The following is a 13,730-nucleotide window of genomic DNA, read 5'->3' as shown; positions in this document are numbered from 1 at the left end:
TGAAAATTAGGTACTGACGTGGTATATACGTCGTCAGTACCTAATTTTTATCGCAATATTTAGCCAAAAACCGCTGCACACTCTTTGGCATATTGCTCTGGTTCACGAGGCCCGTCATGTCCAAGGAAGCCGTCTTTACGCTCAAGCTCGAAGCAGACCTGCGTGATGCCTTCATGAAGGAAGCCGCCGAAAGCCATCGCCCGGCCTCCCAGATCGTCCGCGACTTCATGCGCGAATTCGTCAGAAAGCAGCAGGACCAGCGCGAATACGACGAATGGCTCGACGCCGACCTCGACCGCGCCATCGCGACCGCCGACAATCCGAATACGAAATGGATCCCGCACGAAGAAGTCGTCGCCGATATGGAGCGTCAGCGCCAGTCTTTACTGAAACGTCTTGCAGAAAATCCTGACGCAGAATGAGCGCAATCTATTGGACAGAGGACGCGCGTGAAGCTCGCGACGCGGCGCTGGAACATGTCGCGCAATTAAGCATCCGCGCCGCACTCAAGCAACTGGCCGAAGTTCAGAAACAGACGACCCGGCTTTTGACGCATCCGCACCTCGGACGGCCGGGCCGGAAAAAGAATACGCGCGAACTGTCGATCAATCGCACGCCATTTGTCGTTACCTACCGCATCATCGGCGAAAATATTCAGATTCTGCAGTTCCGCCACACGGCGCGTCGGACTTAATCGGATTCAGGAAGTGCCTGAGAATGGCGCCATGGTCCTCGAAGAACTGGCCGTGATATTGCGCCAGGTCCGCCACCGGTACCCACCGCGCTTCGACGGCATCATCAAGACCTTCGACGTCCGGCAACGGACCTGCCGGGAAGTCAAAGTGGAAGCCATGCGTAATGACACGTCCACGCGACGACCGCTCCGGATCGTCAAAAACGTAACGGCCCCTAAGCCGCTCGATCGCTTCGGCATCGGATAGTACGAGGCCGGTTTCCTCGCGCAGCTCCCGCAGCGCCGAGGTCAGAAGATATTCGTCCGGCTCGATGAAGCCACCAGGCACAGCGTAATTGCCGCTACCGGGAATGCCGCCGCGCCGTATGAGCAAGACATGTGGCACACCGTGCGGATCAGCATGGACGATGACAGTATCGACCGTCACCAGGGTCACGGGATACGGCGCGGCCGCCCAGGCGCGTTTATAGTCCTCGACATAACGCGCTTCCTTGACCATTTGCACGAAGTCGTCCGTACGGCGGAACGCATCCAGCCACTCGGCGACTGCCGCCGGTACGGGCATATCCTCGCCGTTCAGAAAGGCCGGAACCAGGGCCGCGTCGTGCACGATCGTTTCGCCCTGGCGACCGTCGGCCTGCGAAATCGTTATCTGTCCCGCATCTTCGCCCAGGGCCAGGCGCAGCATATCCACCCGATCAGCTACCGTCCACGGCAGGCGGCTAGACCTTGCCAGGTCCGCGCAGGTCACGACGACCTCTACCCTGCCGGATGACAGGGCGTGCCGGATGACCGCGATGGCTTCCAAAGTTGGCGGTGCGAAACGGCCGCGGATTACAGTTTCAGGCATGTCGGCTCTCCGATTCTGTCAGCTACATCCTGCTTTGGCGGCCACGCAATTATCGGGGTTTCACACACCGGCGCACCTTGGCAATTTCGCTTTTAAATTCGTCATTATGTGGTGTACTGCCGATAAAGGCGCACAGGGCGATGTGTCAAAACGTGTGTAGCGGTTTTTGACGAAATATCGCGACAAAACAAATATCTGGGTCAGACTGGTGTTTGGAAAACATCATCCCAACCCAGAATCATAACAAAGTCAGGGTCCCGCTTTATGTTTCAGGCCTCCGCCTTAAGCCTGCTCGATATCGGGATCATCCTCGCCTATTTCGCCGCACTGCTGCTTTATGGCTGGTTCGACAAGCGCCGGACGCTGAAGGCGCGCGACCACTTCCTGGGCGGCAATTCGGCAGCCTGGCCCAAGATCGGCTTCTCGCTCTACGCCTCGACCATATCGGTGACCTCGCTGGTCGGGCTGACCGGCAGCGCCTATGCCCACGGCATTTCCGTCTTTAATTACGAATGGAGCGCGGCGGTCGTCCTGACCGTATTCTGCGCCTTCGTCCTGCCGACCTATATCCGCAGCCAGGTCTTTACCGTGCCGGAGTTCCTGGAACTGCGCTATGGCCGCTTTGTTCGCACCTATGTCTCAGCGCTGTCGATCGTGCTTGGCATCTTCCTCGATGCCGCCGGCGGGCTGTTCGCCGGCGCGGTATTATTTCAGCTTCTGTTTCCTGGGTGGGCGCTGTGGCAGGTGTGTACCCTGCTGGCCCTGCTGGCTGGTGGCTTCCTCGTCGCAGGCGGCCTGCGCGCCGTGCTGATGGTCGAGTCGGTGCAGGGGCTGGTCCTCGTCGTGACCTGTGCGGCCATCGCCTGGTTCACCTTCAATGCCGCTGGCGGATGGGAAACAGCGCTCAGCAATGTCAGTCCCGAAAACCTGAAGCTGATCAAGCCGGCCGACGATCCGTCCATGCCGTGGACCGGCCTGCTCACCGGTGTACCCTTGATCGGCTTCTACTTCTGGTGCACCAACCAGACCATGGTCCAGCGCGTCCTGGCCGCCCGCACGCTCGACGACGGCCGCTGGGGCAGCTTGATGGGCGGTGCGCTGAAACTGACCACCCTGTTCCTCGTCGTCCTGCCGGGGGCCGCGACGATTGCCCTGTTCCCCGACCTCGACAATCCGGATCAGGTCTTTTCGCACATCGTCTTCGACATCCTGCCGCATGGCCTGATCGGACTGATTGTCGCCGCCTGCCTGATCTCCGTCCTGTCCGGCCTGTCCGGCATCTACAATGCCACTTCGACACTGGTGACCATGGACTTCATTCGCCGGCTTAAGCCCGACATGGGTGAGATGAGCCTGGTCCGCACCGGCCAGGTGACAACGGTCGCGGTCATGGCCCTGTCCATCTTGTGGGCGCCCCAGATCGTTCATTTCAAGGACACACTGTGGCAGTATCTTCAGTCCATTTTGTGCTATTTCGTGCCGCCGATCGCCGCTGTCTTTATCTGCGGACTGTTCCTGAAACGCGCCAACTCCACGGGCGCCGCTGCGGCGCTTGCCTTCGGCACGGCCGCCAGCATTATCCTCTTTGCCGATGACATCGCATTCAAGATCATAAACCTGCACTTTCTGCTGGCCGCCATCGTCATCTTCTCTGTCAGCCTTGCCGCGCTCTTCATTGGCAACCGCTACGGTCAGGCGCCTGATCCCGACCGCATCATTCCGCTGATGTTCTCAAAGGAAATCTGGGACACCGAAACCGCCCATCTGCGGACGGTAAAATGGTATCAGAACTACCGCATTCTCTCGATTGGTCTGCTGGTCATCACGGGCGCTGTCGTCATCGCCTTCTTCTAGTTTTTTTGCCGCGATGTTTAGCCAAAAACCGCGAACCCTTTTTTGTATATCGCTTAATCCCACCATGTGAAAAACACGTTGCAGCAAAATGTCATCGATGTCATTAGTTGAAAAAAGAGGAAACGCCATGACAGCCACCTACCGACTGCGCACCACCATCGCCGTTACCTTAAGCTTTGCCGCGCTCGCGGCCTGCGGCGGCGGATCGGCACAAAGCACCGGCGGAGGCGCAGCCAGCAGTTCGTCGACCTCGTCCGCCAGCGGTCCTGGCCCGACCCAAATCAACGAACCCGGCGGCATCCCCGCCGGTTACACGCTGCACTGGTCAGATGAATTCAATACGGACGGCCTGCCCGATCCAACCAAGTGGAGCTATGACACCGTCCGCAACAAGGAGGGCTGGTTCAACAACGAGAAGCAGTACTATTCGGCCAATCGTCCGGAAAATGCCCGCGTCGAGAGCGGCAACCTGATTATCGAGGCACGGAAGGAGTCGCTTAACGGCAATGCCGACTGGGGTGGACAGGCCTACACGTCCGCGCGTCTGTTGTCGAAAATGAGCTATCAGTACGGCCACGTCGAAAGCCGCGCCTATGTCACCTGCCCGCGCGGTTCGTGGCCAGCCATATGGCAGTTGCCGTCAGCGCCGTACAATTCGTGGCCCGATGACGGCGAGATCGACATTATGGAATATGTCGGGTGGAATGCCGGCAAGATCTACCAAAGCGTTCACACCCGTGCCTATTACCATTCGATCAACACCCAGAAGAGCGTGCTGACCGACGTGGCCGACGCCTGCAATGCCTGGCACGTCTATGAGATGACCTGGACCGCCGATCGCGTCACCATGGGAATCGACGGCCGCAACTATTTCAGTTTCCGCAATGACGGCAGCGGCGACTACACCAAGTGGCCCTTCATCCACCCGCAATTCCTGATCCTGAACCTGGCGGTCGGTGGCGACTTCGGCGGAGTCAGCGGTGTGGACGATGCCTCCCTGCCCTGGCAATTCAAGGTCGATTACGTCCGCGTTTATACAAAACCATAGCCCTCCCCCACCTTCGTAACAATAAGGCACACGGCGCGCTTGTCGCCGTGTGCCTGCTCATGTTAGCTGTTCCTGAAAAGCCAACGGGGATAGCGCCTTATGACATCGCCACGCAGCATCCTGATCGCCGGCGGCGGCACAGCGGGCTGGCTGACGGCATGCTACCTGGCGAAGGTCCTGGGTCATGAGCCCGGCCGCACCCCGACCATCACCCTGATCGAGAGCCCGGAAATCGGCGTCATCGGCGTCGGCGAAGGCACCTTCCCGACCATCCGCACCACACTGCAGACGCTTGGCATCGAAGAGGCGACCTTCCTGCGCGAAACGACTGCGACCTACAAGCAAGGTATCAAGTTCGTCGACTGGCTGCATGCCCCCAAGGACGGCCAGCACAAGCACTACCTTCACCCCTTCGACGCACCCTACTGGGTCGAGGGCGCCGGGCTCATGCCCTACTGGTTGCTTCAGGACAAAGGGACGCGCGCGCCCTTCGCCGAAGCCGTCACCTTCCAGCCCAAGGTCGCCGACGCCGACAGGGCGCCCAAGCGGCCCTACGAGGGCAACTTTTCGGGCCCTCTGAACTTCGCCTACCACTTCGACGCGGTGAAATTTGCCCGGCTGCTGGAGCGGCGCGGCGTCGCCCTGGGTGTGCAGCACCTGCGCGGCACGATAGACGACGTGATGCTCGACAACGATGGCGCGATTGCCTGCCTGACCTCTCCCGAACACGGGACGCTCGAGGCCGACCTCTATATCGACTGCACCGGCTTTGCCGCGCTTTTGATCGGCAAGGCGATGGGCGTCCAGCAGACCTCTGTGCGAAAATACCTCTTCACCGACCGGGCCATCACCTGCCAGGTACCCTACGAAGCGCCGAAGAGCCCTATTCACTCCTATACCGTCGCCACCGCCCACGAAGCGGGCTGGACCTGGGACATCGGCCTCAGCGAGCGGCGTGGCATCGGCTATGTCTACAGTTCCGATCACACCGATGATGCGCGCGCCGAAGAGGTCGTCCGCACCTATGCCGGACCGATGGCAAAAGACGTATCAACGCGCGTTATCCGGTTCGATCCAGGTTACCGCGAAACCCAGTGGGTCAAGAACTGCGTCGCTGTCGGCCTGTCAGCGGGTTTCTTCGAGCCGCTGGAAGCCACGGGCATCATCATGATCGAGGTCGCCGCCGGCATGATCGCGGAGTTTTTCCCACACGACGGCCGGATTGATGCCTCGGCCGACCTGTTCAACCGGCTGATGCGCCAGCGCTGCGAGAAGATCGTCAACTTCCTTAAATTACACTACTGCCTGACGCAGCGCGATGAGCCGTTCTGGCGTGACAACATAGCCGAGGCGACGATCCCGCCCGAGCTTCGTCACATGCTGCAGATGTGGACACACCGGCCACCCTCGCGCTTCGATTTCCTCACTGATGTCGAGACCTTCCCCTATTTCAGCTACCAGTACATCCTGTATGGCATGGAATTCGACACCGACCTGACAATGGCAAGCGGTTCCTACCCCAATATCGAGGCAGCCCAGAGGATTTTTGAGAAGGTCCGGACCTTTGGCGAACACGCCGTCAAGGACCTGCCCACCCACCGCGAACTGATCGAACAGGTCTATCGTAGCGGGTTTATCGACCGGCAGAAGGACAAGGTCTCTTCAGGGAAGAAGGCTTAGCCTTTTGTTTATCGCGATATTTCGCCGAAACAGCGTTCGGCGCAGCCAAAACCGCTACACACTTTTCGGCATATAGCTCGCCCGAATTGGTACTATTGATATAATACCAATCTATGTTAGCCTGCCCGGCAATCGTACCTCACAGGCCGGGAAACCCGTGGAACCGCATAATACCTTACAGCCGCGTCGTGTGCTGATTGCCGGCGGCGGCACGGCCGGCTGGCTTACAGCCTGCTATCTCGCCAAGGTCCTGGGGCAGAACCCGGCGACCTGCCCCCGGATTACCCTTATAGAAAGCCCCGACATCAGCATTATCGGTGTCGGCGAAGGCAGTTTCGCCACCATCCGCACGACACTGCAAACGCTTGGCATCGATGAAGCAACCTTCCTGCGTGAGGCCACCGCGACCTTTAAACAGGGTATCCGCTTCGTCGACTGGGAAGTGACACCCGGAAACGGCCAGCACGCCCATTATTTCCATCCGTTCGATCCCCCCTACTTCGTCGACGGCGCCGGCCTCCTGCCCTACTGGCTGCTTGAAGACGAGGCCACGCGCATGCCGTTCGCCGAGGCCGTCACCTTTCAGAAGCGCGTCGCCGAAGCCCAGAAGGCCCCCAAGCGCCTGCACCAGGGCGGTTACGCCGGGCCGCTCAACTACGCCTACCACTTCGACGCCACCAAGCTGGCCAAGCTGCTGGCGAAACATGCGGCCTCCCTGGGCGTCACCCACCTCCAGGGCCGGATCACAGATGTAAAACTGGCTGGTGACGGCGCCATCGCCTCGGTGCTTACCGACAGTCACGGCGAGTTGGACGCCGACCTCTATATCGACTGCACCGGTTTCGCCGCCGTCCTGATCGGCAAGGCACTGAAATCGCCATACAGGTCCGTCAAGCACCAGCTACTGACCGACAGCGCCATTGCCTGCCAGGTGCCATATGACGCGCCGGATAGCCCTATTGAAAGCTACACGGTTTCGACCGGCCATGAGGCGGGCTGGACCTGGGACATCGGACTCAACAGCCGCCGTGGCGTCGGATATGTCTACTCGTCCGCCCATACCAGCGATGCCCGCGCCGAAGAGGTCCTGCGGGATTACGTCGGCCCTAAGGGCACCGACTATTCGACGCGGGTGATCAAGTTCGACACCGGCTATCGCGAAACCCAGTGGGTCAAGAACTGTGTTGCAATCGGCTTGTCCGGCGGCTTCTTCGAGCCGCTGGAAGCCACCGGCATCATGATGATCGAAGTCGCCATCGGCATGCTGGCCGAATTCTTTCCGCACGACGGCCCGATTGATGCGCAAGCCGCGACCTTCAACCGGCTGATGACCTTGCGCAACGAGAAGACCGTCAACTTCCTCAAGCTGCATTACTGTGTCACAAAACGGCATGAGCCGTTCTGGCGCGACAATGCCGATGTTCGCACCATTCCGGACGAACTGAACGAACTCCTGGCCATGTGGAAATACCGGCCACCGTCGCGTTTCGACTTCATGGATGACGTCGATACGTTTTCCTATTTCAACTATCAGTACATACTGTACGGCATGAACTTCCGCACCGATATCAGTGCCAAGGCCGGCGGCTTTAGCCCGCGCCAGGCAGCGGCCGAAGCCACCTTTGCCCGTATCGCTCGCTTTGGCGAACAAGCGACCCGGGAACTCCCGGCGCACCGCGAACTCGTCGAACAGGTCTATGCCGGTGGCTTCACGGAGAAGGCAAAAGAGAACTACGTCGCTGTGCCCAAGAGGGCCTAAACCTTTCTCAACATAGTCAACCAAGTGTTAAGTCATAATTTGGTACCTTTCGGTGCCCACGATGACACACGCATCGACTCCGAGTCTCACAAACGTTGGAACGCACACCTTGGCGTTTGCGCAAATCGATGTTAATACATCGGTATAATTGACACGAAGGCGTTATTTGCATGGAACTCAAGGTCACCAAGATCGGGAATTCACTGGGCGTCATCCTGCCGCGCGAGCTGTTGATCCGTCTGAAGCTGGATAAGGGCGACAGCATTTTTATCACCGAAACTCCGGAAGGGTTCCGCTTGTCGGCGTTGGACCCTCAGTTTGCCGAACAGATGCAGACCGCCCGTACGCTGATGCGCAAGCGCCGCAACGTTCTCAACGAACTGAGCAAATAGGCCGTGGCGTTCGTACTCCTGAAAGACGGGATCATCTCCGCCATCCAGGCCGAACTGGCCGCGGAATACGGCGGCGTGGCTGGCCTGCGGGAACTCAGCATGCTCAGGATGCTGATGGCGCGCACCGAGGCCCTGAGCGAAAGCCGGACGGCTGATCTTGCCAGCCTCGCGGCTTGCTATGGCTTCGGCCTTGCCCACGATGAGCTGTTTCTGAGTCACAACCTGACGACGGCGCTGCTGACTATCGAAGTCTTCCTGTCGCAGAACGGCTACCGTCTCGTCGCCGACGATACGACCTGTTATCTCGGTTTCGGAGTCGTCGCTAATGGCGAGTTGAGCGCCGAGGCCTTCGCCAGCTGGATACGCGGCCATATCATTCCGGCAGAAGGTGCAGCGGCTACCGTAACCGGATAGAAAAAGGCCGCAGACTTGCGCAAATCGAGGAATTAACGGGAAAAAAACGTCATTCGGCTAGGATGAGCGCTGAATAGCCGCGCCAGAAGGCGTGGCCTCTCGCGATATTCCGAAAAGTGCCCAGCGGTTTTCGGACAAATATCGCGACAAACGCACGCAAAAGGCCTGGCCCCAGTTTATGTACCGCATTCTCGCCTGTCTCCAAACAGCCCATGACTGGAAGCTGGTTCTTCTTGCCGCGCTGGTCTGTGTCGTTTCGTGCGCCGTCACCATCCTCGTCCTCGGTCGCGCCCGCACCATATCGGGCCGTGGCCGCCTGCGCTGGATTTTAACGGCCGGGGCTGCCGGCGGTTTCGGCATCTGGGCAACCCATTTTATCGCCATGCTGGCCTTTGATCCGGGCCTGCCACTGGCCTTCGACCTGCCCCTCACCCTGATCTCACTGTTCGCCGCCATGGCCATCACCGCCGGCGGCGCCGAAATCGCCATTTCGCGCGCGTTCAAGGGCTCAGCCGTGACCGGCGGCGCCGTCATGGGCTCGGGCGTCTGTACCATGCACTATCTGGGCATGATGGCGGTCAGCACGCACGGCTATATGCGCTGGGCGCCCGACCTGGTCATCGCCTCGATCGTCGCGGGCCTCGCCGTCGGCGCCATCGCCATGTGGGTATTCGACAAGAAGACGCCGTGGACGCGAACGGCTGCCGCCGGCCTGATGGTTCTGGCCATTGTTTCGCACCATTTCACCGCCATGGGCGCCGTCACGGTCGTACCCGACCCGCGCCACGCCGCTACGGGCCTCACCCTATCCCCCGACAGCATGTCCTTGATCCTGGCCATCATGGCAGCCGCCATTCTGGGCCTGTGCGCCGCCGCTGTGCGCTGGGGCCGGCAGATGGACGACATCAAGGCCGACAATGAGCGTCGCTTCTCGACCCTGCTGGAAGGGGTGCGCGACTACGCCATCTTCATGCTCGATCCGGATGGGCGCATAGCCAACTGGAACATGGGTGCGCAACGCATCAACGGCTATACCGGCGATGAAGTCATCGGCCGGCATTTTGCCGAGGTATCGGCGGTCAACGCCGCGGCCCGGGTCACGTCCGCCGCAGGACTGAAAATCGCTTTGGAAACCGGCCGCTACGAAACCGAAGGCCTGCTCAGGCGCAAGGACGGCTCGACCTTATGGGCCCATACCGTCATTACGCCGCTCTACGACGACCCACAAAGACTGCTGGGCTTTGCCAACGTCACGCGCGACATCACCGCCCAGAAAGAGGCCCAGGACCAGATCCTTGAGGTGTCGCGCAATCTCGACGCGGCGCTGAGCCACATGTCGCATGGCCTTTGCCTGTTCGACGCCAATGAAAAACTGGTCCTCAGCAATTCACGCTTCAACAGCATCTATGACCTCAACAGCGACGTCGTGAAGCCAGGCGTTTCCTTGCGCGACCTGCTGGCCAGCATCATTACCCTGCGTGAAGGCCAGGTCCCGGACGAAGCCAAGCTGGAAGCCTTTCACGCCAAGCATCGCGCTGTCATTTCACAGCCCGGTGGCGGTATCATCATATCGGAGCTTCTGTCCGGCCGAACCATGTCGATCGCGCATCGTCCCATGCCGTCCGGCGGCTGGGTGACGACGTTTGACGACATTACCGAACGCCGTGCTTCCGAACAGCGTATCGCCCATATGGCGCGCCACGACGGCTTGACGGGCCTGCCAAACCGCGTCCATTTCAACGAATACCTGGACACCGAACTCGGCTGGGCCGTCCGCCACGGCGAACAGGTCGCGGTCATCACGCTCGACCTAGACCGGTTCAAGGATATCAACGACCAGCGCGGCCACGAAACCGGCGACGAAGCGCTGAAGATTCTCGCCGAACGCCTGGCCGCCCTGACCAGCGGCGATGGCCGTTTCGTGGCCCGGTTGGGCGGCGATGAATTTGCCGCCATCAAGCGTTTCGACGACGACACCGACATCGCCGAATGCGTCGCCCTGCTCTACGACTGCATCTGCGATCCCATCCTCGTCAATGGTGTCGACGTGGCCCTGCAGGCTTCATTAGGTGTCGCCGTCTATCCCCAAGACGGGTCTTTGCGCGAAACCCTGCTCAACAATGCCGATCTGGCGCTGTACCGCGCCAAGATGCCCGGTGGCGACAAGGTCTGCTTCTACGAGCCCGGCATGGACGAAGCCGCCCGCGATCGCCGCGCCTTGGCAAAGGACCTGCGGCGCGCCCTGGCCAACAAGGAGTTCCGCGTCTTCTACCAGGTCCAGCAGGACGTCCGGACGCGTGAAATCACAGGCTATGAGGCGCTTGTGCGCTGGAAGCATCCTGTGCGCGGCTATGTTTCACCGGCCGACTTCATCTCGGTGGCGGAAGAAAGCGGTGCCATCGTCGAAATGGGCGCCTGGGTGCTGCGCACGGCCTGTTTCGAGGCCGCATCCTGGGCAGGGAACCTAAAAATCGCCGTCAATCTGTCACCCGTCCAGCTCAACGACGTCAATCTGATCGAGATCGTCCACTCCGCCTTGGCCGAGAGCGGCCTGTCCCCGCAACGGCTGGAGCTGGAAATCACCGAATCGATGATCATCGAGGACAAGGTGCGCGCGCTGCACATCCTGCGCCAGATCAAAGCCCTGGGCGTGACCATCGCCATCGACGACTTCGGCACCGGCTATGCATCGCTCGACACGCTGAACGCCTTCCCGTTCGACAAGATCAAGATCGACCGCTCCTTCCTGATGGAAGCGGACAAAAGCGCCCAGGCCCGCGCCATCGTCCGCGCCATACTTGCGCTCGGCCGGTCGCTGGAGATCCCCGTCCTGGCCGAAGGCGTCGAAACCGAAGGCCAGATGGCGCTTTTGCGCGAAGAAGGCTGCGATCAGGCCCAGGGCTACCTGTTGGGAAGGCCACAGGAAGACATTTCACCGGCACGGCTGGCCTGCTGAGGCGCCCTGATCAGGGTATTCGGCGCGCCTGCGACGCCCGGCAGACGATGGCGGTCGCCAGCAGAATCCCACAGACGAGCCCGCCAATGGCCAGGAGCCCGTCGGGCGTCGCCCGCGCCGTCATACGCAGGGATGCATTGCGAGTTTGCAGGACAAGCCTCGCCGCCTGTACGTCTTTCATAGACGACATAGTATCTTCCATTCAGCGACCAGCCTGACGTGCAGAGCGGCTCCGGCTTCGCCACGACCATTCCGCTTAAAAGCGCTACACTTTCACGACCTGTCCACCCGCGTCGGCGCTGCGGTACATGGCCTCGATCAGCCGCAAGTCGCGCCAACCCATCTCACCCGGCGTCCGGTGCGGCGTGTTGTTCAGGGCCGCCAGCGAGAACCCGTCGATCTGGGCCACGAACTGCTGGCGCGAGTCTTCTGCTGATATGGCCTGTATAGCCCCACCAGCCTTCTGGAGGCTGGCCTTGACCCCGTCATAGGCAGACGCCGGGTCGAGCACGATCTGCCCTCCAGAGCCGTCTATGACCTGCCTGGTGACGTATGAGCCCGTGTAGAAGGACTGTCCCTTGACCTCGAGACCCGAAGCAAAACCAATTTTCCAGTCGACCCCGCCCTCGACTTCGGCAAAGCGCGGGTCTTTCCGGTCATAGGTATAGACAGCTGACACGCTTTGCGGCGCCTCATCGACAAACATCAGGCCGCCATTCAAGGCATAGATGCCGATGTCGTACATCGAACCCCCTCCCCCGATCTCCTTGTCCAGACGCCATTTGTGCGGACCATAGTTCGGATTGATCTCGAAGCCGGCCTTGCCGGACACGTGCTTGAGCGCACCGACCTCACCGGCCTTGAAGCGCTTCAGCGCCTCGACATTGCTGGGTTCGAAATGGACGCGGTAGCCGACGCCCAGCTGACGGTTGGCGGCCTTGGCCGCGGCGACCATGGCCGCGCATTCGGCGGCGGTCGACGCCATCGGCTTTTCGCACAGGACGTGTTTGCCGGCCTTCAGCGCGCGGATGGTGTATTCGGCGTGCAGACCGGGCGGCAGCAGGATGTAGACGCAGTCGATCTCGTCGTTCTTGGCGATATCATCGAAATTGTCGTAGCTGTAGTGGTGGGTCACACCGTATTTGGCGCCCTGCTCCTGAAGTTTCGATGGCGTGCCGGAAACGAAGGCCGTCATCTTCGAATGCCTGGTGTTTGCGAAGGTCGGCATGATCTGGCCCACCGCAAAAGAGCCGAGCCCGACCATGGCCCAGCGCGCCTGTTTGCCCGACGGCGTAGCGGCACAGGCCGGGCCGACAAACGGCAAGGCCCCTGCCCCGATCAGCAGTCCGCGGCGGCTGATGTTGAATGCGCTCATTAATTCCCTCCTGATTTGTAGTTTTGCCGCATGATAGCGCTATCAAGCGCGCAGGCAAGACGGCATGTGGACACGTCTTTGTGCAGGACAGGCGGACACGCTGTTTCCACTCCCCCCTCCCCTGCCAGACGTTCTTAGTCCAGCATTGGAATCGATAAATTCCAGAGATTCGGAAATAAGATGCCGCGTGGCCTTTCCGGCAGCGGCATAGTTGCCGATATCGGCCAGCAGCGCCAGGTCGTGACGCGGTGCCTCCGCCTCCATCGTCTGGGACACATTGTGGAAGCACGAGTACCGGCCTGGACGCCTGCCTTGCCGTCCGGAAGGCTGCGATCGGTTCTATGCCCACGCGGACCTCCGTATAGTTGCGATGGACCTTTGCTATGAACGGCCGGTTCTGCAGCCAGCGCATCCCGTCCGCGTCGAGGAGGTTCCAGCGCGCAGTCCGAAGTTCCTTGGCCGCCGGCATCATGACCGCTTCGCACGTCACCGTGCGGCTGGCAGAGTATTTGAGCGGCGGGTCAGGCGAGGCCCCTCCCCTTCCCCTGGTGATCCCGATATCGCTTTTAATGCCGTACGCGCTGTGGGCCATCGGTAATCTTCTGTTAACCAAATTAGCCCACCTGTGGCCTTGCCCATTCATCCGCATGAAGGGATGAGGGCCTGTCTTCGCGTATCATGTGCCCGCGTGTTGTGAAGTCCCGCTCC

12 protein-coding genes are annotated in these 13,730 nt (G+C 60.4%); 9 read left to right on the top strand and 3 right to left on the bottom strand.

Annotated features, from left to right (window positions below):
* Positions 1 to 116: 116 nt before the first annotated feature.
* Both AC1DON_RS13710 and AC1DON_RS13705 read left to right on the top strand, forming a co-directional pair.
* Positions 117 to 422, top strand: a complete 306-nt coding sequence (locus tag AC1DON_RS13710; RefSeq protein ID WP_476935371.1) for an antitoxin of toxin-antitoxin stability system — start codon at positions 117 to 119, stop codon at positions 420 to 422.
* Positions 419 to 694: a type II toxin-antitoxin system RelE/ParE family toxin gene (locus AC1DON_RS13705; RefSeq protein WP_476935370.1), complete on the top strand. Its 276-nt coding sequence runs from the start codon at positions 419 to 421 to the stop codon at positions 692 to 694. Before AC1DON_RS13710 ends, AC1DON_RS13705 begins: the two co-directional genes overlap by 4 nt.
* On the opposite strand, the gene AC1DON_RS13700 is transcribed toward AC1DON_RS13705, so the two are convergent.
* Positions 639 to 1,544 (bottom strand): NUDIX domain-containing protein, encoded by a 906-nt coding sequence (locus AC1DON_RS13700; RefSeq protein ID WP_476935369.1) that lies wholly within the window; start codon positions 1,542 to 1,544, stop codon positions 639 to 641. The two genes, AC1DON_RS13705 and AC1DON_RS13700, sit on opposite strands and share 56 nt — an antisense overlap.
* Positions 1,545 to 1,808: 264 nt before the next feature.
* Between AC1DON_RS13700 and AC1DON_RS13695 the strand changes: the two genes are divergently transcribed.
* The 7 genes from AC1DON_RS13695 to AC1DON_RS13665 all read left to right on the top strand — a co-directional run bounded on the left by AC1DON_RS13695 (position 1,809) and on the right by AC1DON_RS13665 (position 11,647).
* The gene (locus AC1DON_RS13695; RefSeq protein ID WP_476935368.1) at positions 1,809 to 3,398 is read left to right on the top strand and encodes a sodium:solute symporter family transporter; all 1,590 of its coding nucleotides are present in this window, start codon (positions 1,809 to 1,811) and stop codon (positions 3,396 to 3,398) included.
* A gap of 127 nt (positions 3,399 to 3,525) precedes the next feature.
* Positions 3,526 to 4,446, top strand: a complete 921-nt coding sequence (locus AC1DON_RS13690; RefSeq protein ID WP_476935367.1) for a glycoside hydrolase family 16 protein — start codon at positions 3,526 to 3,528, stop codon at positions 4,444 to 4,446.
* Between the two features lie 99 nt (positions 4,447 to 4,545).
* Positions 4,546 to 6,126, top strand: coding sequence for a tryptophan halogenase family protein (locus tag AC1DON_RS13685; protein ID WP_476935366.1), 1,581 nt, complete (start codon positions 4,546 to 4,548; stop codon positions 6,124 to 6,126).
* Between the two features lie 157 nt (positions 6,127 to 6,283).
* Positions 6,284 to 7,885, top strand: a complete 1,602-nt coding sequence (locus tag AC1DON_RS13680; RefSeq protein ID WP_476935365.1) for a tryptophan halogenase family protein — start codon at positions 6,284 to 6,286, stop codon at positions 7,883 to 7,885.
* Positions 7,886 to 8,055: 170 nt separating this feature from the next.
* Positions 8,056 to 8,277, top strand: a complete 222-nt coding sequence (locus tag AC1DON_RS13675) for an AbrB/MazE/SpoVT family DNA-binding domain-containing protein (protein ID WP_476935364.1) — start codon at positions 8,056 to 8,058, stop codon at positions 8,275 to 8,277.
* A 3-nt stretch (positions 8,278 to 8,280) separates the two neighbouring features.
* Positions 8,281 to 8,691, top strand: coding sequence for a death-on-curing protein (locus AC1DON_RS13670; RefSeq protein ID WP_476935363.1), 411 nt, complete (start codon positions 8,281 to 8,283; stop codon positions 8,689 to 8,691).
* 178 nt (positions 8,692 to 8,869) lie between these two features.
* Positions 8,870 to 11,647, top strand: a complete 2,778-nt coding sequence (locus tag AC1DON_RS13665) for a bifunctional diguanylate cyclase/phosphodiesterase (protein WP_476935362.1) — start codon at positions 8,870 to 8,872, stop codon at positions 11,645 to 11,647.
* Between the two features lie 10 nt (positions 11,648 to 11,657).
* Here the strand turns inward: AC1DON_RS13665 and AC1DON_RS13660 are convergent, their stop codons facing one another.
* On the bottom strand, positions 11,658 to 11,837 hold the full coding sequence (locus tag AC1DON_RS13660; protein WP_476935361.1) for a hypothetical protein: 180 nt from the start codon (positions 11,835 to 11,837) through the stop codon (positions 11,658 to 11,660).
* A gap of 75 nt (positions 11,838 to 11,912) precedes the next feature.
* Positions 11,913 to 13,022 (bottom strand): Gfo/Idh/MocA family protein, encoded by a 1,110-nt coding sequence (locus AC1DON_RS13655; RefSeq protein WP_476935360.1) that lies wholly within the window; start codon positions 13,020 to 13,022, stop codon positions 11,913 to 11,915.
* Positions 13,023 to 13,730 lie beyond the last annotated feature (708 nt).

This window comes from Asticcacaulis sp. P4_H10, from assembly GCF_056400965.1.
This window is presented reverse-complemented; position numbering and strand designations above follow the sequence as displayed.

Bases quoted from the DNA above. Each gene is read 5' to 3' on its own strand.
- AC1DON_RS13685 (WP_476935366.1), top strand. From the start codon at position 4,546: ATGACATCGCCACGCAGCATCCTGATCGCCGGCGGCGGCACAGCGGGC.
- AC1DON_RS13710 (WP_476935371.1), top strand. From the start codon at position 117: ATGTCCAAGGAAGCCGTCTTTACGCTCAAGCTCGAAGCAGACCTGCGT.
- AC1DON_RS13690 (WP_476935367.1), top strand. From the start codon at position 3,526: ATGACAGCCACCTACCGACTGCGCACCACCATCGCCGTTACCTTAAGC.
- AC1DON_RS13695 (WP_476935368.1), top strand. From the start codon at position 1,809: ATGTTTCAGGCCTCCGCCTTAAGCCTGCTCGATATCGGGATCATCCTC.
- AC1DON_RS13675 (WP_476935364.1), top strand. From the start codon at position 8,056: ATGGAACTCAAGGTCACCAAGATCGGGAATTCACTGGGCGTCATCCTG.
- AC1DON_RS13665 (WP_476935362.1), top strand. From the start codon at position 8,870: ATGTACCGCATTCTCGCCTGTCTCCAAACAGCCCATGACTGGAAGCTG.
- AC1DON_RS13705 (WP_476935370.1), top strand. From the start codon at position 419: ATGAGCGCAATCTATTGGACAGAGGACGCGCGTGAAGCTCGCGACGCG.
- AC1DON_RS13700 (WP_476935369.1), bottom strand. From the start codon at position 1,544: ATGCCTGAAACTGTAATCCGCGGCCGTTTCGCACCGCCAACTTTGGAA.
- AC1DON_RS13660 (WP_476935361.1), bottom strand. From the start codon at position 11,837: ATGTCGTCTATGAAAGACGTACAGGCGGCGAGGCTTGTCCTGCAAACT.
- AC1DON_RS13655 (WP_476935360.1), bottom strand. From the start codon at position 13,022: ATGAGCGCATTCAACATCAGCCGCCGCGGACTGCTGATCGGGGCAGGG.